This window comes from Rhodosalinus halophilus (assembly GCF_003298775.1).
Taxonomy (GTDB): domain Bacteria; phylum Pseudomonadota; class Alphaproteobacteria; order Rhodobacterales; family Rhodobacteraceae; genus Rhodosalinus; species Rhodosalinus halophilus.
Map to the genome: position 1 here is coordinate 268649 of NZ_QNTQ01000006.1, position 24719 is coordinate 293367.

Genomic DNA, 24719 nt, shown 5'->3' on the forward strand with positions numbered 1-24719 from the left:
GATGGAAGACCGCGCCGAGCCCCTGCCCGAGGAGGCCGCACCGCGCAAGCGGCGTGGCATCCAGTCGATTCTCACGGGCTTCCGCATCATCGACTGCCTCGTGCAGGCGGGCGAGCCGCTTGCGCTCAAGGAGCTGGCGGCGCGCGCGGGCCTCACGCCGTCCAACCTGCAGTTCTATCTCATCAGCCTGAGCGAGGTGGGCATCGTCACGCAGGAGCCGCGAACGGGGCGCTACGGGCTCGGCCCCTATTCGCTGCAACTGGGCATCTTCGGGCTGCAGCAGTTCGATGTCTACAAGGCCGCCTTCCACCGGATCGAGGGCCTCGCCCGCGAGACGGGGCACGCGGTCTTTCTCGGCGTATGGGGCAATGCCGGCCCCACGATCATCCACCGCGCGGAAGGCAGCTACAACCGCTCGGTCTTCGAGCTTCGCCTCGGCTCGGTCCTGCCGCTTCTGCGCTCGGCGCTGGGCCGGCTCTTCCTCGCGCATCTGCCGGAGGATCTGACCCGCGCCATGCTCGAGCGCGAGCTTCAGGAGCTCGCGACCGCCAACACCCTGCCCGAGGGCTCCGACACGCCGCGCAGCCGGGTGGAGGCGCGCGCGATGGCCGAGGAGATCCGCGCGGCCGGGCTGTCGCGCTGCCGGGGCGGGCTGCTCTCCGATCACACGGCCGTCTCGGCGCCGGTCTTCGATCACACCGGCCGCATTCTTGCCGGCATGACGATCATGGGCCATGTCAACGTGCTCTCCGACGACCCCGAGGGGCCGGTCGCATGCGTGCTGCGCGACACCGCGCGCACCGTATCCGAAGAAGCCGGCGCGACCGCGCATCACTACCTGACGTTCTGATCCCGGCCTGATGACGCCGAACGAGCGGCCTTGCGGCCGCAAGCCGGCTGGCACTGCGTGCGGGCGAGGGGCGCTGCCCCTCGCGCTTCCCGGAGTATTTCGGGCAAGAGGAAGCAGGAGGCGGGCGCGGGCGCGGGCTGCGGCTGTCTTGCGGACGTAGCCGGGGCGAGCCCGGCGCGGGGCGGCGCCCGCGCAGATCCGTCATGCGTCGTAGCGGGTGGCGCCGCGGCGGCGCGCGTCCACGGGGCGGGCGAGGATGGCCGCGTGATGCGCGCGCTGGTCGCAGTTCGCGCGGGGGCAGATGCGGCAGTTGATGCCCACTGGCGTCATCTGCGCGCCGCCCAGGCGGAAGCCCTCGGCATAGCCGATCTCGTGCGCGTGCTCGATGGCGCAGCCCATCGCCACGGCGAGGCGGATGTCCTGCGTGTGCCGCGCGAAGGTCGGCCGGTCCACGGTGCGCGAGAAGACGAAGAACTGGCTGCGGTCGGGCATCTCGACGAACTGCGGCACGATCCGGCCCGGCGTGCGGAACGAGGTGTGCACGTCGAGCCGCGGGCAGGCGCCGCCGTGCTCGGCGAGGTGGAAGCTGGTGGAGTTGAACCGCTTGGTGACGTTGCCGGCCTTGTCGATGCGCAGGAAGAAGAGGGGCACGCCCTGCGCCCCGTCGCGCTGCAGGGTCGTCGCGCGGTGGCAGGCCTGCTCGAAGCTCACGCCGAAGCGGGTGGCAATATGGTCCATGTCGTATTTCGAGGCGCGCGCTTCTTCGAGGAAGGTGCCATAGGGCATGAGCACCGCGGCGGCGAAGTAGTTGGCCAGTTCCACGCGGCAGCGCGCAGCGCCCTGGGCGTCCTGGATTCCGGACCGCGCGAGCAGCCGGTCGAGCAGCGCGCGCTGCTCGACGAGGCCCGCGATATGGATGAGCTGGAAGACCCGGTTGGGGTGGTCGAGCGCCTGGGACAGAAGGATCTCGCCGCGCTCTTCGTCGAAGGTGCGCAGCGCGTCGGGCAGGGTCTCGACGGGCACCAGCCGGGTGGCGATTCCCAGCCGGTCGCGCAGGCGGCGCTTGGTGTGGGAGTAGATCTCGTCGGGCGGCGGCGGGCTGTCCCAGAACGCCTCCGCGGCCGCTTCGAGCTCGGGGAAATGGTTGCGGTTGCGCCGGAAGAAGTCGTGCACCGCCGCTTCGGGCGAGGCGGCGAGGAGCGGCTCCGCCCCAGGCTCGGCGCTGCCCAGCTGATCGGTGGCCGCCTGGAAGGCGCGGTAGAGCGCGAGGAAGCTTTCGACGAGCGCGGGGCTGTGCACCAGCGCGGCGCGAAGCTCCGGCAGGTCGGGGCGGGCATCCTCGAAGAGCGGATCCTGAAGGACGGCGCGCAGGTCGGCGAGACGGGTGGCGCCGTCATCCTCGGCGATGGCGCGCCAGTCCACGCCGTAGACCTCGAAGAGCTTCAGCAGCACGGGCACGGAGACCGAGCGCTCGTTGTTCTCCAGCAGGTTGACGTAGGAAGTGGAGATGCCCAGCGCGCGGGCCATCTGCGCCTGTGTCTCGCCGCGGTCGCGCCGCAGCCGGCGCAGGTGGGGGCCGATGAAGGTCTTCTGCATGCCTTTGCACACGGTTGACGAATGTGTGGTTTACAATTTCACACTTTTCTAAAGCTGTAAATCTTCGCGTTCACAGCAGAACCCGTTTTGCTTTTGCACAACGGAAAGGCGGTGGCAGAGAGAGGGCAGACACGGACTCAGCCCCAAGGATCGGCCCCATGCGCACCGGACAGACCCACCTTTTCATCCCCGGCCCCACCAACATCCCCGAGCGTGTCCGGCAGGCGATGAACGTGCCGATGCAGGACATGCGCGCGCCGGATTTCGGCGAGCTGACGCTGGGCCTTTTCGACGGGCTCAAGAAGGTGCTGCGCACCGAGTCGGGGCGCGTCTTCATGTTTCCGGGTTCGGGCACGGGCGCCTGGGAGGCGGCGATCACCAACACGCTCAACCCGGGCGACCGCGTGCTGATGGCGCGGCACGGGCAGTTCTCGACGCTCTGGGTCGAGATGGCCCAGCGCCTTGGTCTGGACGTCGAGGTCGTGGACGTGCCCTGGGGCGCGGGCGCGCCGGTCAAGGAGTTCGCCCGTCGGCTTGGTGCCGACCGCGAGGGGCGGATCAAGGCGGTCTTCGTCACGCATAACGAGACGGCGACCGGCGTGACCTCGAACGTGGTCGCGGTGCGGCAGGCGCTCGACGAGTGCTTCCACGATGCGCTTCTGTTCGTCGATGGCGTATCGTCCATCGGGTCGATCGACTTCCGCATGGACGAATGGGGCGTGGACCTTGCCGTGACCGGCTCGCAGAAGGGGCTGATGCTGCCCGCGGGGCTCGGCATCCTCGGCGTCAGCGACAAGGCGATGGCAGCCGCCGAGACCACCACGATGCGCCGCGCCTATTTCGAATTCGCCGACATGGTGAAGATGAACGAGGGCGGCTACTTCCCCTACACCCCGCCCACGCAGCTCTTCCACGGGCTGCGCGCCTCGCTCGACCTGATCTTCGAGGAGGGGCTGGACAACGTGATCGCCCGCCACCGCAGGCTCGCCGAGGGCGTGCGGCGCGGGGTGCATGGCATGGGGCTCGAGCTCGTGGCGGAGCATCCCTCGCTCTACTCCGACACGGTGACCGCGATCCGCGTGCCCGAGGGAGTGGATGCGCGCGACGTGCTGCGCATCGCTTACGAGCGCTACAACACCTCCTTCGGCTCGGGCCTTGCGAAGCTGAACGGCAAGGTGTTCCGCATCGGGCACCTGGGCGACCTGAACGAGGGCATGTGCCTCACCGCGCTCTCGGTGGCCGAGATGGCGCTCGCGGAAGCGGGCACGCAGGTGGAGTTCGGCCGCGGCCCCGCCGCCGCTATGGCCTGGTTCACCGGGCAGGCCGAGAGTCCCGCGCTGCGCGTCGCGGCCGAGTAACGCACCGACCTGCCGAGGACGCGGCGGCGCGGGGAGGGCCGCGCCGGGCGCTGCCCCTTTGCCCACGGGAGGAGAGCCGATGGACATTCACGAGTATCAGGCCAAGGAAATCCTGCGCGGCTTCGGCGTGCCGGTGCCGCGCGGCGGGCTGGCCTACAGCCCGGAACAGGCGGGCTACCGCGCCCGCGCGCTGGGCGGCGCGGCCTGGGTCGTCAAGGCGCAGATCCATTCCGGCGGCCGCGGCGAGGCGGGCGGCGTCAAGCTCTGCCGCTCGGAGGAGGAGGTGCGCGACTTCGCCGCCACGCTCTTCGGCAAGCGGCTGGTGACCAAGCAGACGGGGGCTGCCGGCAAGGAGGTCTATCGCGTCTGGGTCGAGGCGGCCTCTGACATCGCGCAGGAGCTTTACCTGGGCTTCGTGCTGGACCGGAAGTCGGAGCGCATCATGATCGTGGCCTCCGCCCACGGCGGCATGGAGATCGAGGATCTGGCCGAGTCGGACCCCGACTCGCTGTGCCGCATGGTGATCGACCCCGCGACCGGCCTCTGCGAGTTCCAGGCGCGAGAGCTGGCCTTCGCGCTGGGGCTGCGCGGGGGGCTGGTGGCGCAGATGGTCTCGACACTGAGGGCCTGCTACCGCGCCTATCGCGAGCTCGACGCGATGATGGTCGAGATCAATCCGCTGGTCGTCACCCACGCGGGCGAGATCGTGGCGCTCGACGCCAAGATGAGCTTCGACACCAACGCGCTCTTCCGCCGCCCGCAGATCGCCGAGCTGCGCGATGCCTCCCAGGAGGACCCGCGCGAGAGCATGGCGGCAGACCACGGGCTGGCCTACGTGGGGCTCGACGGCGACATCGGCTGCATCATCAACGGTGCCGGCCTCGCCATGGCGACCATGGACATGATCCAGCTCGCCGGGGGCGCCCCCGCCAACTTCCTCGACATTGGCGGGGGCGCAAGCCCCGAACGGGTCACACAGGCCTTCCGCACTGTGCTGGCCGACCGCAACGTGAGCGTCGTGCTCGTCAACATCTTCGCCGGCATCAACCGCTGCGACTGGGTGGCTGAAGGGGTGGTGCAAGCCTATCGCGAGCTTGGCCTGACCCTGCCCGTGGTGGTGCGCCTGTCGGGCACCAACGTCGAGGAGGGGCGGCGCATCCTGCGCGAGAGCGGCCTGCCGCTGATCACCGCCGATACGCTGGCCGAGGCGGCGGAACGCGCCGTCGCCGCCCGCCCGAAACTCGCCGCGTGAGGAGCACCCGCCATGGCCATCCTGATCGATTCCGCCACCAAGGTCCTCGTGCAGGGCATGTCCGGCCGCATCGGTCGCTTCCACGCGCAGGAAATGATCGAGCACGGCACCAACGTCGTGGCCGGCGTCACCCCCGGCAAGGGCGGCGAGGAGGTGCTGGGCCGCCCGGTCCATGACACCGTGCGGCAGGCGGTCGAGGCCACGGGCGCCGAGGCGAGCCTGATCTTCGTGCCGCCCCCCTTTGCCGCGGACGCCATCATGGAAGCGGCGGACGCGGGCATCCGCACCGCCGTCTGCGTGACCGACGGGCTGCCCGCGCAGGACATGATGGAGGTGAAACGCTTCCTCCGCCGTTACCCGCGGGCGCGCAAGATGCGGCTGATCGGTCCGAACTGCGCGGGCGTGATCTCGCCCGGAAAGGGCTTCATGGGGATCATGCCGCCGCACATCTACCTGCCCGGGCGGGTGGGGATCGTCGGTCGCTCCGGGACGCTGGGCTACGAGGCGGCGAGCCAGATGCAGGCGCTGGGCATCGGCGTCTCGACCTCCGTGGGCATCGGCGGCGACCCGATCAACGGGTCGAGCTTCCGCGACATCCTGGAACTCTTCGAGGCGGACCCCGAGACCGACGCGGTGCTGATGATCGGCGAGATCGGCGGCCCGCAGGAGGCCGACGCAGCGGCCTGGGCTGCGGAGCACATGACCAAGCCCGTCGCCGCCTACATCGCCGGCCTCTCCGCGCCGAAGGGGCGCAAGATGGGCCACGCGGGCGCGATCATCTCGGCCTTCGGCGAGAGTGCGCAGGAAAAGGTGGAAATCCTCTCGGCCGCGGGCATTTCCGTCGCACCCCACCCCTCTGCCATGGGCGAGACCGTGGCGCGGATGCTGGGCCGGCGCGAAGCGGCCTGAGCGCACGCGCGACAGCGCATGTCGCCTTCGGGCCTGTCTTTGACGGCGGCAGGCCCGAAGAACGGGCGCGCGGACCTCTAGTCTGCTGCGTAGGCCGCCTGTAGCCTTGGCGGTGCAGCGAAGGAGAGACCATGCGCACCCATGCCCAGGCCGTCGTGATCGGGGGCGGCGTCGTCGGCTGCTCCATCCTCTATCATCTGGCCAAGGCCGGCTGGACGGAGGTGGTGCTGCTGGAGCGCGACGAACTCACCAGCGGCTCGACCTGGCACGCGGCGGCCAACATCCACGGGCTGCACGACGTCACCAACATCTCGCGCCTGCAGCACTACACCATGCAGCTCTACCGCGAGCTCGAGGCCGAGACCGGCCAGAGCTGCGGGGTGTTCCAGCCTGGCTCGCTCTACCTTGCCCAGACGGAGGCGCGCGACCACCAGCTTCGCCTGCAGGAGGCCAAGGCCCGGCGCTACGGCATGAACTTCCACGAGATCACCCGCGCCGAGGCCGAGCGTCTGCACCCGCTCGCCGACTTCGAGGGCGTGCGCCGCATCATGTACGAGCCCGACGGCGGCAACGTGGACCCCTCTGGCGTGACCAACGCCTATGCGCTGGGCGCGCGCCAGCGGGGGGCGGAAATCCACCGCTTCACGCCGGTCACGGGGACGGAGCAGCAGCCGGACGGCACCTGGATCGTGCGCACCGAAACGGGCGACATCCGCACCCCTTGGGTCGTGAACGCCGCGGGGCTCTGGGCGCGCGAGGTGGCGGCGATGGCGGGCGTCACGCTGCCGCTGCAGCCCACCGAGCACCAGTATTTCGTGACGGAGACGATCGCCGAAGTCGCGGCGATGGACCGCCGCCTGCCGTCGCTGGCCGACCGCGACGGGGAGTATTACCTGCGCCAGGAGGGCAAGGGCCTGCTCGTCGGCGCCTACGAGCGCGACATGCGCTTCTGGGCCGAGGACGGCACGCCGCAGGACTTCGGCCACGAGCTTTTCGCCGACGATCTGGAGCGCATCGAGGAGAACATGATGCGCGCCATCGCGCGGGTGCCTGCGCTGGAGACCGCGGGCATCAAGCGTGTCATCAACGGGCCGATGATCTGGTCGCCCGACGCCTCGGCGCTCTTCGGCCCGGTGCCGGAGATGCGCGGCTACTTCGCCTGCTGCGGGATCATCCCGGGGTTTTCCCAGAACGGCGGGCTGGGCCGCCTCGCCGCCGAGTGGATGGTGGAGGGCGAGCCCTCGCTCGACCTCTTCGGATGGGATCTGGCGCGCTTCGGGGACTGGGCGACGAAGGACTTCACGAAGGCGCGGGTGCGCGACCAGTACGCCCACCGCTTCGCCATCCACTTCCCCGGCGAGGAGCGGGAGGCCGGCCGCCCCGTCCGTACGCGCCCGGCCTACGGGATGCAGCGCGAGATGGGCGCGAAGTTCGGCCTCAACTACGGCTGGGAGCATCCGCTCTACTTCGACGCGGAGACCCCGGACAGCGCCGGTTTCACCCGCCAGCCGTGGTGGGAGAGCGTGGGCCGCGAGGCGCGGATGGTGCGCGCGCGCGCCGGCATCCTCGACATCTCGAATTTCGCGAAATACCGCGTCGCCGGGCCGGGGGCCGAGGACTGGCTGAACGCGCTTCTGGCCAACCGCATGCCGCGGGAGGTCGGGCGCTCGTGCCTCGCGCCGCTGATCGGGCGGCGCGGCGGCGTGGCGGGCGATTTCACCGTCACGCGGCTGGGGCCGGAGGAGTTCTGGGTGATCGGCGCCGGGGCGGCCGAACGGTTCCACCAGCGCTTCTTCGCAGAGGTGCCCCGGCCCGCGCGCACCACGGTCGAGAGCCTGACCGAGGCGGTCTGCGGCTTCAACGTGGCCGGCCCGCGGGCGCGCGACCTGCTCGCGCCGCTCACCGACGCCGATCTCTCTAACGCCGCCTTCCCCTTCTTCCGCTCGCGCCGGATCACGGTGGCGGGCATCGACTGCGTGGCGCTGCGCGTTTCCTTCACCGGCGAGCTCGGCTGGGAGCTGCACTGCGCGGCCCACGATCAGGTGGCGCTCTACACCGCGCTGCTGGAGGCCGGGCGCGGCCTCGGCGCCGGCCCCGCGGGCAGCCGGGCGCTGATGTCGCTCCGGCTGGAAAAGGGCTACGGCTCCTGGGGGCGGGACTACTCGCCCGAATACCGGCCGCAGGAATCGGGGCTCGCGGGGCTCGTCCGCCGCGACAAGGACTTCCTGAACAGGCCCGCCTGGGAGGCCGTGGCCGACGCGCCCCCGCGCGAGGTGCTGCGCCTGCTGGAGATCGAGGCGACCGAGGCCGACGCCGCCGGCGGCGAGCCCGTGTTCCTGCCCGACGGCACGCCCGCGGGGCAGGTGAGCTCGGGCGGCTACGGCTACCACGTGGACAGCTCGCTCGCTCTGGCGTATCTCGCGCCCGAACTGGCCGGGCCGGGGGACGTGGTGCATGTCGCGATCCTCGGCCGCCCGCACGCCGCCCGCGTCCTCGCGGAGCCGCCCTTCGACCCGAAGGGCCTGCGGCTCAGGGACAGGGCCGCGGAGATGGAGCCCGCGCAGTGATCGCAGACAGACCCGGCCTTATGGAGGCCGTGAGAGACCGCTTCGCCCATGTCGAGGACTGCCCCTTCGAGGGGCCGCGCGTCTTCTTCGAGAACGCGGGCGGGGCGCTGCACCTGAAGTCGGTGATGCAGACCTCGGCCTTCTACGCCGGGATGCCCGACAACCAGGGCCGGGCCAACGCCGCCTCCCGCGCGCTGATGGACCGGATCGCGCGGGGCCGCGACGACATGCGCGCCTTCTTCGGGGCGGAGAACGGCGAGGTCCTCGTCGGCGAGAGCGGGACGGAGATCCTCTTCCGCCTGATCCGCACCGCGGCGACGGGGGCGGAGGCGGGCGGAATGATGCTCTGCTCGACGCTCGAGCACCCGGCGAGCCGCAGCGCCATGGCGCACTGGGCGGAGGCGACGGGCCGCCCGCTGGTCGCCGTGCCGCACGACGACGCGGCCGCCACCGTCACGCCGGAGGCCTACGCCGCCCATGTCACGCCCGAGTCGCGGGTGGTCAGCATCGTGCACACCTCGCCGGTGACCGGCATGGCGGTGGACGTGCCCGGCGTCATCGCCGCCGTGCGCGCGGTCGCGCCGGAGGCCTTCGTGATCGTGGACGGCATCCAGCACGCGAGCCACGGGGCCGTCTCGGTCGCGGGCGCGGACGGCTACGCGGTCTCGCCCTACAAGATGTTCTCGCGCCACGGCTACGGCGTCGGCTGGGCCTCCGACCGGCTGACGGCGCTGCCGCACGAGCAGCTCGCGGGCGGGCCGGCCCGCGCATGGGAGCTCGGCACGCGGGACACCGGGGCCTACGCCACCTTCTCGGACGTGATCGACTACCTCGACTGGCTGGGCGGGCACTTCACCGAAACCGGTGACCGCCGCGCCCGGCTCGAGGCCGCGGGCGGCGCGATCGCGGCGCACGAGGCGCGGCTCCTCGAGGCGATGCTGCACGGCACCGGCAACCTGCGCGGGCTCGCCGAGATGCCGGGCGTGCGGCTGATCGGCCCGGCCGACGCAGCGGGGCGCGAGGGCGTCGTCTCCCTCTGGCTAGAGGGCATGGCCTCGGCCGATCTGGTGGATCACCTGGGCAGTCGCGGCGTGCGGGTGCACATCCGCAAGAACGACCACTACTGCGGCAACATCCTGGGGCCGTTGGGGCGCGAGGACTGCATCCGGGTCTCGGTCTGTCATTACAATACCGAGGCCGAGGTCGCGCGCTTCCTCGCCGCTATGGAAGAGGCGGTGACGCAGGCCCGGGCCGCCTGAAGCGAAGAAGAAGTCTCGATCGAGAACTCTTCGGGAGCCGGCCAAGAGCCATGCCGAATTTTCGTACGAAGATTCGGCGGCCTCAGACCGGCAGCGCGGTGGTGGCCGAGACCGTGCGCAAGGCGAAGCTCGACTTCATCTGCGCCACGCCCGGCAGTCGCGTCAGGTACTGTCGGTGGATGCGCGCGAAGTCCTCGGTATCCTCGGCGACCACTTTCAGGATGTAGTCCGCCGTGCCCGCCATCAGGTGACACTCCAGGACGTCCGGCACGCGTCTGACCGCCTGCTCGAAGGCCTCGAGCACCTCGTCGGCCTGGGTCTGCAGCGTGATCTCGACGAAGACCATGGCCGGCACGCCGAGCCTGCGCGCGTCCAGCAGCGCAACGTAGCCGCGGATCATGCCGTCGGTCTCCAGCCGCTGCACGCGCCGGTGACAGGCAGACGCGGAGAGATGCACCCGCTCGGCGAGATCCGCGTTGGAGATCCGCCCGTCGCGCTGGAGCGCCCGCAGGATGCGCTTGTCGGTTTCGTCGAGAGCCATTCCGGAGAATCTTGCGAAAGATGCCGCTTGCCTGCGTAGAATATTCCAGGATGCGTGCCGAAGGCGAGAGGATTCCCGACGTATTTGCGCGCCCGCGGAGTCAATCTCGGCACAGACGGAGGAGGTTGCACCATGAAGATCGGTTGCCCGAAGGAGATCAAGCCGCAGGAGTTTCGCATCGGCCTCACGCCCCATGCCGCGCGGGAGGCGGTGGCGCATGGGCACGAGGTGATCGTCGAGGCGGGCGCCGGGCGGGGCGCGGGCTTCGAGGATGCCGATTATGTCTCGGCCGGGGCACGGCTGGCCGACACGCCGCAGGAGATCTTCGCCGAGGCCGAGATGATCGTGAAGGTGAAGGAGCCGCAGCCGGCCGAGCGCGCGATGCTGCGCGAGGGGCAGTTGCTCTTCACCTATCTCCATCTCGCCCCCGACCCCGAGCAGACGCACGACCTGCTCGCCTCGGGCGTCACCGCCATCGCCTACGAGACCGTGACCGACGCCCAGGGTGGCCTGCCCCTGCTTGCGCCGATGTCGGAGGTGGCGGGCAAGCTCGCGCCGCAGATGGGCGCCTGGACCCTGCAGAAGGCCAACGGCGGGCGCGGCGTGCTGCTGGGCGGCGTGCCGGGGGTTGGGCCGGCCCGCGTCGTCGTGATCGGCGGCGGCGTGGTGGGCACCCATGCCGCGCGGGTGGCCGCCGGCATGGGCGCCGAGGTCACCGTGCTCGACCGTTCCCTGAGCCGGCTGCGCTATCTCGACGACGCCTTCGGCGGGCTCTTGCGCACACGCTACGCGAGCGCGGGCAACAATGCCGAACTGGTGGCCGAGGCCGATCTGGTGATCGGCGCGGTGCTGATCCCGGGCGCGGCGGCGCCGAAGCTCGTCACGCGCGCCCAGCTGTCCACGATGAAGCCCGGCGCGGCGGTCGTGGACGTGGCGATCGACCAGGGCGGCTGCTTCGAGACCTCGCGGCCCACGACGCATGAGGATCCGATCTACGAGGTGGACGGGATCATGCACTACTGCGTGGCGAACATGCCCGGCGCCGTGGCGCGCACCTCCACCATCGCGCTCGGCAACGCGACGATGCCCTTCATGCTGGCACTCGCGGACAAGGGGTGGCGCGCCGCCTGCGCGGCGGATCCGCACCTGCTCGACGGTCTTAACGTCCATGCCGGAAAGCTGACGAACTATGCCGTCGGCCGGGCGCTCGGGATCGACGTGGTGGCGCCGCGTCTCGCGCTGAAAGGCTAAGAATCAACCTTCATTCGACAAAGCTGCGCCCCAGAATTGTCGCGAAAACCGATTTCAACCCCCGCATGCACAGGGGTGTCTGCGCTCGCGCAAAATGCTCGGGTAATTCAAGGGTTCGCCAATATGGGACGCAAAAACTGGGACGAGAGGATCGCGCGGAGGTTGCGCCGGTTCGGGCGCGAAGAAGAGGGCGCGCTGGCCATCTGGTCCATCTTCATGCTGATGATGATGCTGATGGCAGGCGCGCTGGGCATCGACATGATGCTGGCGGAAATGCGCCGTGCCGAGCTTCAATCGACCCTCGACCGCGCGGTGCTCGCCGCCGCCGACCTCGACCAGGAGCAGGATCCGGAGGGCGTGGTCCACAGCTACCTGGAAGTGGCAGGGCTCGCGGAGCATCTGCAGGACGTCAAGGTCGAGGAGGGCCTGAACTTCCGCAACGTTCAGGCCAACGTTCGCACGGAGCAGGACACGCTTCTGCTCGACATGTTCGGCAAGGACGTGCTGCCTATCGTGGCGCAGGCGACCGCAGAGGAAGCCGTGAGCGAGGTCGAGGTCTCGCTGGTGCTCGACATATCGGGCTCGATGGGATCGAACCAGCGTCTGCCGCGTCTGAAAGACGCCGCCGAGGAATTTGTCGATATCCTTCTCGCCAGTGCCGAGCCGGGCGCCATCTCGCTCTCGATCGTGCCCTACGCCACGCAGGTCTCCGTCGGGTCGCAGCTCATCCAGCAGTTTTCGGTTTCGGACGAGCACGCGCACTCGCATTGCGTAAAGTTCGAGAACGGCGCCTTCGACACCATCGAGCTGTCCACCGACGACCCGCTGGAGCGCGCGGCGCATTTCGATCCCTTCTCTCCCTACACATGGGGGCGCGGTCCCTTCCGCACCGTTTGCCGCACCGAGCCCGAGGCCGAAATCATGCCGTTCGGCGAAGATGGCGCCACGCTGAAGGCGCGCATCGACGATCTGACCGCGGATGGGAACACCTCGATCGACATCGGCGTGAAGTGGGGAGCGGCGCTGCTCGATCCCTCGACCCGGCCGGCCATCGACGCGATGATCGACGCGGGCGAGATAGATGCGGTCTTCGCCGGCCGGCCGCGCGATCTCGACGAGCCCGAAGTTCTCAAGGTGCTGGTGGTGATGACCGATGGTCAGAACACCACGCTCTTCGAGATGGATGACGACTACCGCAGCGGACCGAGCGACTTCTGGATCGATCCTGATACCGGCCGGCTCAGCTTCGAGACCATCGAGGAAGGCAGCAGCGGGTGCGGCTGGAAATGGCAGAGCGGCTGGAAGTGGGTCTGCACCGAAGAGGAGGACGAAGTGGTCTACTACGTCCCCCATAACGGTGACTGGCGCAGTACACCCTACGGCGGAAGCGACGCCTACCGCCTCGACTACGCCGATCTCTGGGCCGAGACCACCGTGGGTTATCACGCCTACATGCGTTACCTGGCCAGCGGGGATCCCGACGACTACTACGACTGGGACAACGAGCCTTATCATGCGAGCACCGCCAGCCTGAAGGATCAGCGGCTGAGTCGCATCTGCCAGGCGGCGCGTGACGCGGGGATCGTGATCTACACGGTGGGCTTCGAGCTGCCCAACGACAACGCCGCCCTCGTTCTGGAGGACTGCGCCTCTTCGCCGGGGCATTTCTTTCGGGTCGAGGGGCTGGAGATTTCCGACGCCTTCACCGCGATCGCGCGTCAGGTCCGGCAGGTTCGCCTGATCGAGTGAGCCCGCTCGAAACGGCCGCGCGGGGCGCGCTTCCCGACGGTCGGGTGCGCTCGCAGTCTTCGGCGGACAGCTTCGGTGCTCCTGCCTCCGCCGCGCCGGCGTCACGGCGCGGTCGAGCAGTCAGGTCCCGGGCCTGCGTCGCGTCTCCTGCCGGTCAGTCCGGGTCATCCGTCGGGGGCTGTGCGTGGACGTCCGGTCGGAGGATCTGTCCGGTCGCTCCGGCCTTGCTCCCGGGAAGGGGCGGTGCACGATCGCGCATGGTTTGCCGTGCGGCGGCCGACGGGGGCCGCGTCTGCGGCCCATCAAACAGAAGCGCCGGCATCCCGGGAAACGCGCGAACAGGACGGGATACCGGCGCTCCGGCCCGGGGGGCAGGGATAGGCCCCCGGGCGTCTCTTCAACCGCTCACTCGGGGCTGGCTTCGCCGCCGCCGAGCTGGTGGACATAGGCCGCCACCGCGCGGATTTCGTGCTCTTCGAGACGGTTCTGCCAGGGCGGCATCACGCCGAAGCGCGAGTAGGTGACCGTCTCCATCAGCGTGTCGTAGTCGCCGCCGTAGAGCCAGATCGCGTCGTTGAGCGCGGGCGCGCCCTGGAAGCGGTCGCCGCCGCCCTCGGCCCCGTGGCAGGCCGAGCACTGGATCTCGTAGATCTCGGCGCCCGCCTCGGCGGCCGCGGCGTCCTGCGGCTCGCGGCCCGACATGGACATCACGTAGTTGACCACCTGCACGATCTCTTCCTCGCCGAGGATTTCGCCGAAGGCCGGCATCTGCGACCAGCGCGCGTCGGGGTCGTCCTCGTTCCGGATGCCGTGACGCACGGTGTAGTGGATGTCCTCGATCGTGCCCCCCCAGAGCCAGGCGTCGTCGAGCAGGTTGGGATAGCCCGCGGCCTGAACGCCGGCCGCGCCCGAGCCGTGGCACTGCGCGCACCAGGTGCGGTAGACGGCGGCGCCGGCCTGCGTGGCGTAGGTGCGCAGCTCGTCGTCCTCGACCACCTGGGTCAGCTCGACCGAGGCGAGGCGCTCGTTGATCGCGGCGTTGCGGCCTTCGGCCTCGGCGATTTCCTTTTCCACCTCGGCGCGGCTGGAATAGCCCAGAAGCCCCGGCGTCGCCTCCTTGATGCCCGGCCAGGCCGGGTAGGCGATGGTGTAGCCGATCCCCCAGATGATCGTGGCGTAGAAGATCCACAGCCACCAGCGCGGGAGCGGGTTGTTGTATTCCTGGATCCCGTCCCACTCGTGGCCCGTGGTTTCGGGCTCCTGCTTGCGGTTCTTGTCGCTCATCTCCGCGCCTCCTTGCGCTGACGCGTTTCGTCTTCCTCATCGTCGGGCGCCGGGGCGTCCTCGTGACGGAAGGGAATGGTCTTGCTCTCTTCGTGGGCCTTGCGGCGGCTGGGCAGGAACACCCAGACCACCACGCCCAGGAAGAAGAGGAACATGGCCAGCAGGCCCCAGCTGTCCGCGAGGGTCCGCAGGAAGGTGTATTCCTCCATCGCGTCCTCCTTACCGGCTGTCGACCGGCTCGAAGGTGGAGAAGTCCACCAGCGTGCCCAGCATCTGCATGTAGGCGATCAGCGCGTCCGCCTCCGAGATGCCCGGCTGGCCGTCGAAGTTGCGGGCCTGCGCCTTGGGATAGCGCGCCATCAGCCCCTCGTGGTCGGCGTCCGGGTCGGCCTGCGCGCGGAAGTCCGCGGCGGCGTTCTCGATCATCTCGTCGGTGTAGGGCACGCCGACGAAACGGTGCGTCTCGAGCAGATCCTCGATGTGCTCGGGCGTGATCATCGTCCGCTCGAGGTAGTCGTACTTGGGCATCACCGATTCAGGGACCACCGACTGCGGATCGCGGAAGTGGTCCACGTGCCAGGCGTCCGAGTAGCGGCCGCCGACGCGGGCGAGGTCCGGCCCCGTCCGCTTCGAGCCCCACTGGAACGGATGGTCGTACATCGACTCCGCCGCCAGGCTGTAGTGCCCGTAGCGCTCCACCTCGTCGCGCATCGGGCGGATCATCTGGCTGTGGCAGACGTAGCAGCCCTCGCGGATGTAGATGTCGCGCCCCGTGAGCTCCAGCGGGCTGTAGGGCCGCATGCCGTCCACCTCCTCGATCGTGTTCTCGAGGTAGAAGAGCGGCACGATCTGGACGAGCCCGCCCACCGTCACGACAAGGAAGCTGAAGATCAGCAGGAGCGTCGCGTTGGTCTCGAGGATCTTGTGCTTGTCGAGAATTGCCATCTTGCGGCCCTCCTTATTCGGCCGGGATGGCGGCCGGGGCGCCCGCGGCCTCTTTGGCCGGGGACCGCCGGACGGTCATCCAGAGGTTGTAGCACATGATGATCGCGCCAGCGAGGTAGAGCACCCCGCCGAGGGCCCGCACCACATACATCGGGAACTTGGCGGCCACCGTGTCGGCGAAGCTGTTCACGAGGAAGCCGTTGGCGTCCACCTCGCGCCACATCAGGCCTTCCATGATGCCGGTGACCCACATCGAGGCGGCGTAGAGCACGATCCCGATGGTGGCGAGCCAGAAGTGCCAGGAGACGAGGCTCAGGCTATAGAGCCGCTCCCGGTTCCACAGCCGCGGCACGAGGAAGTAGAGCGCGCCGAAGGTGATCATGCCGTTCCAGCCGAGCGCGCCCGAGTGCACGTGCCCGATCGTCCAGTCGGTGTAGTGCGACAGCGAGTTGACCGCCTTGATGGACATCATCGGCCCCTCGAAGGTGGACATGCCGTAGAACCCCACCGAGATCACCATCATGCGGATCACCGGGTCGGTCCTGAGCTTGTCCCAGGCCCCCGAGAGCGTCATCAGGCCGTTGATCATGCCCCCCCAGCTGGGCATCCACAGCACGACCGAGAACACCATTCCAAGCGTCGAGGCCCAGTCGGGCAGCGCCGTGTAGTGCAGATGGTGCGGACCGGCCCAGATGTAGATGAAGATCAGCGCCCAGAAGTGGATGATGCTGAGCTTGTAGGAAAAGACCGGCCGCTCGGCCTGCTTCGGGATGAAGTAGTACATCATGCCCAGGAAGCCCGCGGTCAGGAAGAAGCCCACTGCGTTGTGGCCGTACCACCACTGCGTCATGGCGTCCTGCACGCCGGCGAAGGCCGAGACCGACTTCGACCCCCAGATCGAGACCGGGACCGAGAGGTTGTTGAAGACGTGCAGCATCGCCACGGTCACGATGAAGCTCAGGTAGAACCAGTTGGCGACGTAGATGTGCGGCTCTTTCCGCTTGATGATCGTGCCCAGGAAGACGGCGAGATAGACCACCCAGACGATGGTCAGCCACCAGTCCGCGTACCACTCGGGCTCGGCGTATTCGCGCGACTGCGTGGCGCCCAGAAGGTAGCCCGTCGCGGCGAGCACGATGAAGAGCTGATAGCCCCAGAACACGAACCAGGCCGCGTTGCCGCCCCAGAGGCGCGCGGCGGAGGTGCGCTGTACCACGTAGAACGACGTCGCGATCAGCGCGTTGCCGCCGAAGGCGAAGATGACCGCCGAAGTGTGCAGCGGCCGCAGCCGGCCGAAGTTCGCGTAGCCTTCGGACCAGTCGAAGTTCAGCCCCGGAAAGGCGAGCTGGAAGGCGATGAAGACCCCGGCGAGAAAGCCCACGACGCCCCAGAAGGCGGTGGCGATCACGCCGGCGCGCACCACGCCGTCCATGTAGCTCCGCGAGAGATCCGGGCCGGCCGTCACCGGCTCGTCCGTATGGCGCAGCGTCCAGAGAAACAGTCCGCCGGCCACCAGCATGACAATGATGGCATGAACCTGATAGGCGAGATCGCGCGCGTAGTTCGCCGCCATCATCGCGAAAAGCGCGATGAGGCCGTACACGATCAGCTTGAGATAATTCGACATATGGTCGTGTCCCTTCCGTCGGCCCGCACGACTCGTGTCACGCGCGGACGTGTTCGCGTGAGGGTTTCATGCGGTTCGCGGTCGGACCATGCCTTGATCTGCATCAAGGCTCGTGGCCAAGCGGCTTGACCCGTGTCAAGGTGCGTCGCCGGGCCGCGCCCTAGGGTCGGCCGCAGGGAATGAAGAGGAGGTGCCTGATGGCCTACAAGACCCTGATGACGGTCGTGACTGACCCCGCTCTGGCGGAAGTGCCGCTCGCGCAGGGCATCGCCATGGCCGAGGCGGAGGACGCCCATCTGGAGGTCGCCTGTTTCGGTGTGGACCGCACGCAGACCGGCTATTATTACGCCGGCGCCAACGCCATGATCCTGCAGGAGACTCTGTCCCGCGCGCAAAAGGAGGCCGAGGCCGCGGCCGAGCACGTCCGCGCGCAACTGGGCGGCACCTCGATCCGCTGGAACGTGGAGACCGGCGTCGCGCAGCTCGCCGATATCGGACGCAGCGTCGCCGCGCATGCCCGCTTCTCCGATCTCGTCATCCTGCCCAAGCCCTATGGCGAGGGGCACGGCGCAGAGCTCGAGCCGATCATCGAGGGCGCGCTCTTCGACGGGCGGGTGCCGGTGATGGTCATGCCCGACAAGGCGACATCCACCCTCAATCCCCGCCGCGTGATGATCGGCTGGGACGAGAGCGCCGAGGCGCTGTCGGCCGTGCGCGCCGCGATCCCGCTGCTGACGCGGGCCGACGCCGTGCATGTCGTGGTGGTCGATCCGCCGGCGCACGGCCCCAACCGCTCGGACCCAGGCGGGCTGCTGTCGCAGTTCCTCGCGCGCCACGGCGTCAAGGTCGAGATCGACGTGCTGGCCAAGACCCTGCCGCGCATCTCCGACGTGCTCGCGCGGCACGCGGGCGACATCGAGGCCGAGATGATCGTGATGGGCGCCTACGGGCATTCGCGCTTCCGCGAGGCGATCCTGGGCGGCGCCACGCGCAACATGCTCGAATCGACCAGCGTCCCGCTCTTCATGGCGCACTGAGGCGCGGTGTCCCCCGCGGCTGCGGAACGCGCCTGCGGCGCGTCGCTCCGCGGGGGGTATTTGGGGACCATTGAAACGGCTGGCGGCTGCCGGGGCGAGGGGCCAGAGTGGCGGGGCCTTGTGATGACGGGAGGCCCGGATGCCCGACCTCGCCCTTTCCGACGTGACCCTGCACTACGAGATCGGCGGCGCGGGGCCGCCGCTCCTGCTGCTTGCCGGGATGGTGAGCGACAGCGCAAGCTGGGCGCCGCTGGTCGAGCCGCTGGAGGCGCACTTCACGGTCATCCGGCCGGACAACCGCACCACCGGCCGCACGCGGCCCTGGGACGCGGCCGTAAGCGTGGCGGCGATGGCCGGCGATGCGGCGGCGCTCCTCGAGGCGCTGGGGCAGGGGCCTGCGCATGTGGCTGGGCACTCGATGGGCGGGCTGATCGCGATGGAACTGGCTGCGGCGCGGCCCGACCTCGTGTCGCGCCTGACGGTGATGGCCTCGGCGCCGATGCGCATGGCGCGCAACGTCTTTCTCTTCCGCACGCTGCTGGCGCTGCGGGCGGAGGGGATGGCGGAGGACCTGTGGCTGCGCGCGCTCTTTCCCTGGCTCTTCCACCCCTCGGCCTTCGACCTGCCGGAGCAGATCGAGGCGGGGATACGCGCGGGGCTGGACTATCCTTACGCCCAGAGCGCGGAGGCGATGGCGCATCAGGTCTCTGCGCTCGAGGCCTACGATCCCGCGGGGCTTGGCCCCCGCGTGCAGGTGCCGACGCTGGCCCTTCTGGCGGGGAACGACGCGCTGATCCCCGAGGCAGAGGCGCGCGCCGCCTTGGCGGACATCCCGGCCCTGCGCGTGGAGACGGTGCCGCGTGCCGGCCACTCGCTGCACTGGGATGCGCCGAAGGCGGTGGCCGAGGCTCTGATCCGCTCTAGCGGCGCGGACGGCGCCAGTGCGTCGGCACGATGACGAGCGCGCCGACCGAGCTGATGATCGCGTCGATGCCGGGCGAGCCGATACGGATGCCGAACATGATGCGCAGGAAGTAGAACAGGAACGCGCCGCCGATGCAGATGATCACGCTCTGCAGGATGCCGTTGCGGGTGAAGCCTGTCTTTTCAGACAGATAACCGACGATTCCCGCGATCACCACCGTGCCGATCAGGGTCGGAAACATGGTCTAGCCTCCCAGTCTCGTGCCCCTGGGCACCGCCAGCCCGCGCAGGAAGGCCTCCGCCTCCTGCGGACCGCGCCCCTCGCGCTGGGCGCGCGTTACCTGCACCGCGCCGCTGCCGCAGGCCACCGTGAAGGCCTCGTCGAGCACCTCGCCCGGTGCGCCCGCGCCCTCGGCCAGCCGCGCGCCCAGCAGTTTGACCCGGTGCCCGCCGAGGTCGGTCCAGGCGCCGGGGAAGGGCGAGAGGCCGCGGATCAGCCGGTCCACCTCTACCGCCGGTTTCGTCCAGTCCACCCGCGCCTCGGCCTTGTCGATCTTGGCGGCGTAGGTAACGCCCTCCTCGGGCTGCGGCATCGGCGTCAGATCGTCGAGCCGCGCCAGCGCCTCGGTGATGGCCTCTGCGCCCAGCGCGGCAAGACGCTCGTGGAGTTCCCCGGCCGTTTCCTCCGCCCCGATCGCCAACCGCCGCTCCAGCAGCACGGGGCCGGTGTCGAGGCCCGGCTCCATCTGCATGATGGCGATGCCGGTCTCCGCATCGCCCGCCATGATCGCCCGCTGGATCGGCGCCGCGCCGCGCCAGCGCGGCAGCAGCGAGGCATGGATGTTGAGGCAACCCCGCGCCGGCGCCGCGAGGATCGGGCGCGGCAGGATCAGCCCGTAGGCCGCGACCACGGCCACCTCGGCGCCCAGCGCGGCGAAGGCGTCCTGCTCTTCTGCGGGCTTCAGGCTGACCGGGTGGCGGACGGGCAGGCCCAGCTCCTCTGCCAGCGCCTGCACCGGACTGGGCCGCGGCTTTTTCCCTCGTCCTGCAGGGCGCGGCGGCTGGGTGTAGACGGCGGCGATGTCATGGCCCGCGGCATGGAGCGCGCGCAGGGCCTCTGCCGCGAAATCGGGCGTGCCCATGAAGATCAGCCGCACCGCGCTACCCCGCCTTCCTGGATTTCCGCAGCAGCATGTCGCGCTTCACCCGGCTCAGCCGGTCGAAGAACATGCGGCCCTCGAGATGGTCGATCTGGTGCTGCACCGAGACGGCCCAGAGCCCCTCGAATTCGCGGCGGTCCACCTGCCCGGCCTCGTTCAGATAGCGCACCGCGACCTTCGCGGGCCGCCGCACCACCGCCGAGACGCCCGGCAGGCAGGGGCTGGCCTCGGCGTAGTCGATCGTCTCGCGCGCGGCGTCGAGGATCTCGGGGTTGGCCATCCGCACCGCGCGGCCGCGCTCGCGGCTCGCGTCCACCACGGCGAGGCGCTGCATCACGCCCAGTTGCGGCGCGGCGAGGCCCAGGCCCGGCATTGCCTCCATCACCGCCACCATCTCGTCCCAGAGCGCGCGGGTCTCGTCCGTCACCGCCGCGACCGGCGCCGCGCGCTGGCGCAGCCGCGGGTCGGGCCAGCGCAGGATCGGCCGCGGGTTCACGCCTTGGCCTTCTCGCGCTTCAGCTTGACCATCTTGCGGGTGATCATCTGCCGCTTCATCGGCCCGAGATAGTCGATGAAGAGCTTGCCGTTCAGATGGTCGATCTCGTGCTGCACGCAGGTCGCCCAGAGGCCGCCGAACTCCTCTTCGCGCTCGGCGCCGCTCTCGTCGATCCAGCGGACCTGCACCTCCGCCGGGCGGGTGACGTCGGCATACTGCTCGGGGATCGACAGGCAGCCTTCCTCGTAGGTGTTGAGCTCATCCGAGGCCGCGACAACCTCGGGGTTGAACATCACCAGGGGCTGCGGCTCCGCGCCCTCTTCCTTGACGCAGTCGAGCACGATCAGTCGCTCCGGAACGCCCACCTGGGGGGCGGCGAGGCCGATGCCCGGCGCGGCATACATCGTCTCGAGCATGTCGCGGGCGAGTTGCCGCCGCGCGTCGGACAGGTCGGCGACGGGCGCGGCCACCTTCTTGAGCCGCGGGTCGGGGTGGATGAGGATCGGGCGCTTCATGAGGGCTGAGATAGGCGAGCGCGCGCCGCCGCGCAACGCCATACGGCCCTCGCGCGCCGCGTCCGTGCGAACGGGGCGCGCGGATCGCTCAGACCGAGGTGCAGATGTATTTGACCTCGAGGAACTCCTCGACGCCGTAGTGCCCGCCCTCGCGGCCGAGCCCCGACTGCTTGACGCCGCCGAAGGGCGCCACCTCGGTCGAGATGAGGCCCGTGTTCACGCCCACGATGCCGTATTCAAGCCCCTCCTGCACCCGCGTGATCCGGCTGATGTCGCGGGCGTAGAAGTAGCTCGCGAGGCCGTAGATCGTGTCGTTGGCCAGCGCGATCGCCTCTTCCTCGGTCTCGAAGCGGAAGAGGGGCGCCAGCGGGCCGAAGGTCTCTTCGGTGGCGACGGCCATCTCCTGCGTCACGCCGGCCAGGACCGTGGGCCGCAGGAAGGCGCCGGGCAGGTCGTCCTCGCCGCCCAGAACGATCTTTGCGCCCTTGGCCGTGGCGTCGGAGATGTGTTCGCGCACCTTCTTCACCGCGCCTTCGTTGATCAGCGGGCCCAGCTGCACGCCCTCTTCCAGCCCGTCGCCGACCCTGAGCTCGCGCACCCGCTTGGCCAGCTTCTCGGCAAAGGTATCATAGACGCCCGACTGCACGTAGATGCGGTTGGCGCAGACGCAGGTCTGGCCGTTGTTGCGGAACTTGCTCTGGATCGCGCCCTCGACGGCGGCGTCCAGATCCGCGTCGTCGAAGACGATGAAGGGCGCGTTCCCGCCCAGCTCCATCGAGCACTTCATCACCTGATCGGCCGCCTGCCGCAGCAGGATGCGCCCCACCTCGGTCGAGCCGGTGAAGGTGAGCTTGCGCACCTTGGGATTCTCGCAGAATTCCTTGCCGATCTCCGAGGACCGCGAGGAGGGCACGATAGACAGCACGCCCGCCGGCACGCCCGCCCGCTCGGCCAGAACGGCGAGGGCGGTGGCCGAAAGCGGGGTCTCGGACGCGGGCCGCCCGACGAAGGTGCAGCCGGCCGCCAGCGCCGGGCCGGCCTTGCGGGTGATCATCGACGAGGGGAAGTTCCACGGCGTGATCGAGGCGGCCACGCCCACCGGCTGGCGGATCACGGTGATCCGCTTGTCGCGCTGATGGCCCGGGATCGTCTCGCCGTAGATGCGCTTGGCCTCTTCGCCCGAGAACTCGATGAAGGCCGCGGCATAGGCGATCTCGCCGCGGCTTTCGGCGAGCGGCTTGCCCTGCTCGGCGGTCATCAGGATCGCCAGATCCTCCTGATGCTCCATCATCAGCTCGAACCAGCGCCGCAGGATCGCCGCGCGCTCCTTGCCGGTATGCGCGGCCCAGTCCTTCTGCGCGGCATGGGCCGCGTCGATGGCACCCGCGACCTGCGTGCGCGAGCAGTCCGCCACGCGCGCGATAACGTCGCCACGCGCGGGGTTCGTCACGTCGAAGGCGCCGTTCTCGCCATCGACCCACTGGCCGTTCACGTAGGCCCGCTCGGCCAGGAGGTCGGGATCCCTCAGCAGGGATTTGAGGTTCGTGGTCTCGTCCAGCATCCTGTCCTCCGGGGAATATGGGGTCGCGGTCAGGGCACGAGTGTGACTAGAAAGGAGCGCTCACTGCAAGCCGGAGTTCCGCGATGGACATGGATGCCGCCTATTCCAACAGCGATCACGTGCCCGATTCGGCCGATTACCCCCCGCGCTGGACCGCCGAGGCCGAAGCCTTCCGGGCGAAGCTCGGGCCGCGCGCCGAGCTCGACCTGCCCTATGGCGATCACCCGCGCGAGCGGTTCGATCTCTTCCGCCCCGAGGGGGCCGCGAAGGGGCTCGCGGTTTTCGTGCACGGCGGCTACTGGAAGGCCTTCGACAAGTCGACCTGGTCGCATCTGGCGGCAGGCCCGCTGGCGCGCGGCTGGGCGGTGGCGATGCCCTCCTACCGCCTTTGCCCGGACGTGCGGATCGCGGAGATCACGCAAGAGATCGCCGCAGCCGTGACCGCGATGGCGGGCCGGGTGGCGGGGCCGGTACGGCTCGCCGGGCACTCGGCGGGCGGGCACCTCGTGGCGCGGATGTGCGCGCCGGGGATGTTGCCGCCCGATGTGGCGGCGCGACTGGCGCGCGTCGTGCCGATCTCGCCCGTGGCCGATCTCGCGCCGCTGATGCAGACATCCATGAACGAGATCCTGGCGATCGATGCGGAGGAGGCCGCAGCGGAAAGCCCGGTGAACCAGCCCGCGCCGCAGGCGCCTGTCACCGTCTGGGTGGGCGGCGCGGAACTGCCCGCCTTCCTCGATCAGGCGGAGCGGCTCGCGCAGGCCTGGGGCGTGGAGTGGCGCGCGCCGGAGGGGCAGCACCACTTCAACGTGATCGAGCCTCTGGCCGAGCCGGACAGCGCTCTCACGCGGGCGCTGCTCTCCTGAGCGATGCGGCCCGGCAGGGCCGAAGAGCGGTTGCCGCCGCGCGCCGACGCAGGCAGGCTGCGGGCATGAGGATCCATCCGCTCACCGGCTATTGCGGCGCCGAGATCGAGGGCGTCGAGGTGCGCGACCTCTCGGCCGCGACCGCCGAGGCGCTGCGCGACGCGCTCGCGCGCTGGGGCGTGCTCGTGCTGCGCGACCAGCACCTCGAGCGTTCGGAACAGAAGCGCCTGACGCAGGTCTTCGGCCCGCTGATGCGGCTGCCCTATGTGGCGCCGATTGAGGACGACCCGGAGGTGATCGCCGTGCTCAAGGAGGCCGACGAGCGCGCGGGTGGCGTCTTCGGCGGCGACTGGCACTCCGACTTCAGCTTCCTGCCGAACCCGCCAGCGGGCTCGGTGCTCTGCGCGCACGAGGTGCCGGAGGCCGGCGGGGACACGGTCTGGGCGAGCCAGACCGCCGCCTGGGCGACGCTGCCCGACGATTTGCGCCGGACGGTCGAGGGGCGCGCGGCGATCCACGTGGGCAAGCCCTACGGCGTGAAGCACGCCCCGCCAGAGGAAGCGCGGTCAGGCAGTTCGATCCGCATGGTGCGCGGCGACCCCGAGGCCGACCGCGAGACGCGCCACCCCGCGGTGGTCACCTGCCCGCGGACGGGCGCACGGGCGCTCTTCCTGAACCCGATCTACACCACCCGGCTGGATGGCCTCACCGAGGACGAGAGCGCGCCGATCCTCGCCGCGCTCTACGCGCATGCCACGCGCCCCGACATCTCCTGCCGCCTGCGCTGGCGCGCGGGCGACGTGGCGATCTGGGACAACCGGCTGACCCTGCACTACGCGACGAACGACTACGATGGGCACCGGCGATTGCTGACCCGCACCACCTTTGCCGCCGCGCCGCCCGCGTGAGCGGGCGCAACGCGCTTGAACAAAGCGCGTTGCAAGGCGCTTCGAAGCGCCTTGCGCGGACCCC

At 69.7% G+C, this 24719-nt stretch carries 23 protein-coding genes; 12 read left to right on the plus strand and 11 right to left on the minus strand.

Going from position 1 to position 24719, the window contains the following annotated elements:
• Position 1 precedes the first annotated feature (1 nt).
• On the plus strand, positions 2-850 hold the full coding sequence (locus DRV85_RS07905; RefSeq protein ID WP_113288900.1) for an IclR family transcriptional regulator: 849 nt from the start codon (positions 2-4) through the stop codon (positions 848-850).
• Positions 851-1051: 201 nt separating this feature from the next.
• On the opposite strand, the gene DRV85_RS07910 is transcribed toward DRV85_RS07905, so the two are convergent.
• Complete coding sequence (locus DRV85_RS07910; RefSeq protein ID WP_113288901.1) at positions 1052-2446, minus strand: helix-turn-helix domain-containing protein; 1395 nt, start codon at positions 2444-2446, stop codon at positions 1052-1054.
• A gap of 158 nt (positions 2447-2604) precedes the next feature.
• On the opposite strand from DRV85_RS07910, the gene DRV85_RS07915 reads away from it, so the two are divergent.
• The 5 genes from DRV85_RS07915 (at position 2605) to DRV85_RS07935 (ending at position 9791) form a co-directional block, all read left to right on the plus strand.
• Positions 2605-3804, plus strand: coding sequence for an aminotransferase class V-fold PLP-dependent enzyme (locus DRV85_RS07915; RefSeq protein WP_113288902.1), 1200 nt, complete (start codon positions 2605-2607; stop codon positions 3802-3804).
• 79 nt (positions 3805-3883) lie between these two features.
• Entirely contained in the window at positions 3884-5056 is a 1173-nt protein-coding gene (locus DRV85_RS07920) for a malate--CoA ligase subunit beta (RefSeq protein WP_113288903.1), read from the plus strand.
• 12 nt (positions 5057-5068) lie between these two features.
• Positions 5069-5965 carry a succinate--CoA ligase subunit alpha gene (gene sucD / locus DRV85_RS07925; RefSeq protein ID WP_113288904.1) on the plus strand — a complete coding sequence of 299 codons (897 nt, stop codon included), beginning with the start codon at positions 5069-5071 and terminating at the stop codon, positions 5963-5965.
• Positions 5966-6096: 131 nt separating this feature from the next.
• On the plus strand, positions 6097-8532 hold the full coding sequence (locus tag DRV85_RS07930; protein WP_113288905.1) for a GcvT family protein: 2436 nt from the start codon (positions 6097-6099) through the stop codon (positions 8530-8532).
• Entirely contained in the window at positions 8529-9791 is a 1263-nt protein-coding gene (locus DRV85_RS07935) for an aminotransferase class V-fold PLP-dependent enzyme (RefSeq protein WP_420820912.1), read from the plus strand. Before DRV85_RS07930 ends, DRV85_RS07935 begins: the two co-directional genes overlap by 4 nt.
• An 82-nt stretch (positions 9792-9873) precedes the next feature.
• Here the strand turns inward: DRV85_RS07935 and DRV85_RS07940 are convergent, their stop codons facing one another.
• On the minus strand, positions 9874-10332 hold the full coding sequence (locus DRV85_RS07940) for an Lrp/AsnC family transcriptional regulator (RefSeq protein WP_113288907.1): 459 nt from the start codon (positions 10330-10332) through the stop codon (positions 9874-9876).
• 132 nt (positions 10333-10464) lie between these two features.
• On the opposite strand from DRV85_RS07940, the gene ald reads away from it, so the two are divergent.
• Both ald and DRV85_RS07950 read left to right on the plus strand, forming a co-directional pair.
• On the plus strand, positions 10465-11583 hold the full coding sequence (ald, locus tag DRV85_RS07945; RefSeq protein WP_113288908.1) for an alanine dehydrogenase: 1119 nt from the start codon (positions 10465-10467) through the stop codon (positions 11581-11583).
• A 123-nt stretch (positions 11584-11706) separates the two neighbouring features.
• Complete coding sequence (locus DRV85_RS07950) at positions 11707-13332, plus strand: pilus assembly protein TadG-related protein (protein ID WP_113288909.1); 1626 nt, start codon at positions 11707-11709, stop codon at positions 13330-13332.
• A 405-nt stretch (positions 13333-13737) separates the two neighbouring features.
• Here DRV85_RS07950 and ccoP read toward each other — a convergent pair whose 3' ends face one another.
• From ccoP to ccoN, 4 genes are read right to left on the minus strand one after another with little or no spacing between them, the layout of a single operon-like run.
• Positions 13738-14616 (minus strand): cytochrome-c oxidase, cbb3-type subunit III, encoded by an 879-nt coding sequence (ccoP, locus tag DRV85_RS07955; RefSeq protein ID WP_113288910.1) that lies wholly within the window; start codon positions 14614-14616, stop codon positions 13738-13740.
• Positions 14613-14825 (minus strand): cbb3-type cytochrome c oxidase subunit 3, encoded by a 213-nt coding sequence (locus tag DRV85_RS07960; protein WP_113288911.1) that lies wholly within the window; start codon positions 14823-14825, stop codon positions 14613-14615. The genes ccoP and DRV85_RS07960 overlap by 4 nt, the downstream gene beginning before the upstream one ends.
• A gap of 10 nt (positions 14826-14835) precedes the next feature.
• A complete protein-coding gene (ccoO, locus tag DRV85_RS07965; protein WP_113288912.1) occupies positions 14836-15561 on the minus strand; it encodes a cytochrome-c oxidase, cbb3-type subunit II in 726 nt (241 codons plus the stop codon).
• Positions 15562-15574: 13 nt separating this feature from the next.
• The gene (gene ccoN, locus DRV85_RS07970) at positions 15575-17188 is read right to left on the minus strand and encodes a cytochrome-c oxidase, cbb3-type subunit I (protein ID WP_113288913.1); all 1614 of its coding nucleotides are present in this window, start codon (positions 17186-17188) and stop codon (positions 15575-15577) included.
• 197 nt (positions 17189-17385) lie between these two features.
• Between ccoN and DRV85_RS07975 the strand changes: the two genes are divergently transcribed.
• Together DRV85_RS07975 and DRV85_RS07980 are read left to right on the plus strand one after the other, a co-directional pair.
• On the plus strand, positions 17386-18225 hold the full coding sequence (locus DRV85_RS07975; protein WP_113288914.1) for a universal stress protein: 840 nt from the start codon (positions 17386-17388) through the stop codon (positions 18223-18225).
• A gap of 139 nt (positions 18226-18364) precedes the next feature.
• Positions 18365-19183, plus strand: coding sequence for an alpha/beta fold hydrolase (locus tag DRV85_RS07980; protein WP_113288915.1), 819 nt, complete (start codon positions 18365-18367; stop codon positions 19181-19183).
• Here the strand turns inward: DRV85_RS07980 and DRV85_RS07985 are convergent.
• From DRV85_RS07985 to DRV85_RS08005, 5 genes are all read right to left on the minus strand, one after another.
• Positions 19146-19391 carry a hypothetical protein gene (locus DRV85_RS07985; RefSeq protein WP_113288916.1) on the minus strand — a complete coding sequence of 82 codons (246 nt, stop codon included), beginning with the start codon at positions 19389-19391 and terminating at the stop codon, positions 19146-19148. The genes DRV85_RS07980 and DRV85_RS07985 overlap by 38 nt on opposite strands.
• Positions 19392-19394: 3 nt before the next feature.
• Positions 19395-20306, minus strand: a complete 912-nt coding sequence (gene fmt / locus DRV85_RS07990; protein WP_113288917.1) for a methionyl-tRNA formyltransferase — start codon at positions 20304-20306, stop codon at positions 19395-19397.
• 4 nt (positions 20307-20310) lie between these two features.
• The gene (def, locus tag DRV85_RS07995) at positions 20311-20805 is read right to left on the minus strand and encodes a peptide deformylase (protein WP_113288918.1); all 495 of its coding nucleotides are present in this window, start codon (positions 20803-20805) and stop codon (positions 20311-20313) included.
• On the minus strand, positions 20802-21320 hold the full coding sequence (gene def / locus DRV85_RS08000) for a peptide deformylase (protein WP_113288919.1): 519 nt from the start codon (positions 21318-21320) through the stop codon (positions 20802-20804). The genes def (DRV85_RS07995) and def (DRV85_RS08000) overlap by 4 nt, the downstream gene beginning before the upstream one ends.
• 88 nt (positions 21321-21408) lie before the next feature.
• Complete coding sequence (locus tag DRV85_RS08005) at positions 21409-22881, minus strand: NAD-dependent succinate-semialdehyde dehydrogenase (RefSeq protein WP_113288920.1); 1473 nt, start codon at positions 22879-22881, stop codon at positions 21409-21411.
• An 83-nt stretch (positions 22882-22964) separates the two neighbouring features.
• Here DRV85_RS08005 and DRV85_RS08010 point away from each other — a divergent pair, with 83 nt between their 5' ends.
• Both DRV85_RS08010 and DRV85_RS08015 read left to right on the plus strand, forming a co-directional pair.
• A complete protein-coding gene (locus DRV85_RS08010; protein WP_113288921.1) occupies positions 22965-23747 on the plus strand; it encodes an alpha/beta hydrolase in 783 nt (260 codons plus the stop codon).
• A 65-nt stretch (positions 23748-23812) separates the two neighbouring features.
• Complete coding sequence (locus tag DRV85_RS08015) at positions 23813-24655, plus strand: TauD/TfdA dioxygenase family protein (protein WP_113288922.1); 843 nt, start codon at positions 23813-23815, stop codon at positions 24653-24655.
• Positions 24656-24719: the final 64 nt, after the last annotated feature.

Coding starts and splice junctions, on each gene's coding strand:
- def (WP_113288919.1), bottom strand. CDS start 21,320: ATGAAGCGCCCGATCCTCATCCACCCCGACCCGCGGCTCAAGAAGGTG.
- DRV85_RS07975 (WP_113288914.1), top strand. CDS start 17,386: ATGGCCTACAAGACCCTGATGACGGTCGTGACTGACCCCGCTCTGGCG.
- DRV85_RS07930 (WP_113288905.1), top strand. CDS start 6,097: ATGCGCACCCATGCCCAGGCCGTCGTGATCGGGGGCGGCGTCGTCGGC.
- DRV85_RS07985 (WP_113288916.1), bottom strand. CDS start 19,391: ATGTTTCCGACCCTGATCGGCACGGTGGTGATCGCGGGAATCGTCGGT.
- DRV85_RS07950 (WP_113288909.1), top strand. CDS start 11,707: ATGGGACGCAAAAACTGGGACGAGAGGATCGCGCGGAGGTTGCGCCGG.
- DRV85_RS08010 (WP_113288921.1), top strand. CDS start 22,965: ATGGACATGGATGCCGCCTATTCCAACAGCGATCACGTGCCCGATTCG.
- DRV85_RS07980 (WP_113288915.1), top strand. CDS start 18,365: ATGCCCGACCTCGCCCTTTCCGACGTGACCCTGCACTACGAGATCGGC.
- DRV85_RS07940 (WP_113288907.1), bottom strand. CDS start 10,332: ATGGCTCTCGACGAAACCGACAAGCGCATCCTGCGGGCGCTCCAGCGC.
- ald (WP_113288908.1), top strand. CDS start 10,465: ATGAAGATCGGTTGCCCGAAGGAGATCAAGCCGCAGGAGTTTCGCATC.
- ccoO (WP_113288912.1), bottom strand. CDS start 15,561: ATGGCAATTCTCGACAAGCACAAGATCCTCGAGACCAACGCGACGCTC.
- DRV85_RS08015 (WP_113288922.1), top strand. CDS start 23,813: ATGAGGATCCATCCGCTCACCGGCTATTGCGGCGCCGAGATCGAGGGC.
- DRV85_RS07905 (WP_113288900.1), top strand. CDS start 2: ATGGAAGACCGCGCCGAGCCCCTGCCCGAGGAGGCCGCACCGCGCAAG.
- DRV85_RS08005 (WP_113288920.1), bottom strand. CDS start 22,881: ATGCTGGACGAGACCACGAACCTCAAATCCCTGCTGAGGGATCCCGAC.
- DRV85_RS07915 (WP_113288902.1), top strand. CDS start 2,605: ATGCGCACCGGACAGACCCACCTTTTCATCCCCGGCCCCACCAACATC.
- DRV85_RS07910 (WP_113288901.1), bottom strand. CDS start 2,446: ATGCAGAAGACCTTCATCGGCCCCCACCTGCGCCGGCTGCGGCGCGAC.
- ccoN (WP_113288913.1), bottom strand. CDS start 17,188: ATGTCGAATTATCTCAAGCTGATCGTGTACGGCCTCATCGCGCTTTTC.
- DRV85_RS07960 (WP_113288911.1), bottom strand. CDS start 14,825: ATGGAGGAATACACCTTCCTGCGGACCCTCGCGGACAGCTGGGGCCTG.
- ccoP (WP_113288910.1), bottom strand. CDS start 14,616: ATGAGCGACAAGAACCGCAAGCAGGAGCCCGAAACCACGGGCCACGAG.
- DRV85_RS07920 (WP_113288903.1), top strand. CDS start 3,884: ATGGACATTCACGAGTATCAGGCCAAGGAAATCCTGCGCGGCTTCGGC.
- sucD (WP_113288904.1), top strand. CDS start 5,069: ATGGCCATCCTGATCGATTCCGCCACCAAGGTCCTCGTGCAGGGCATG.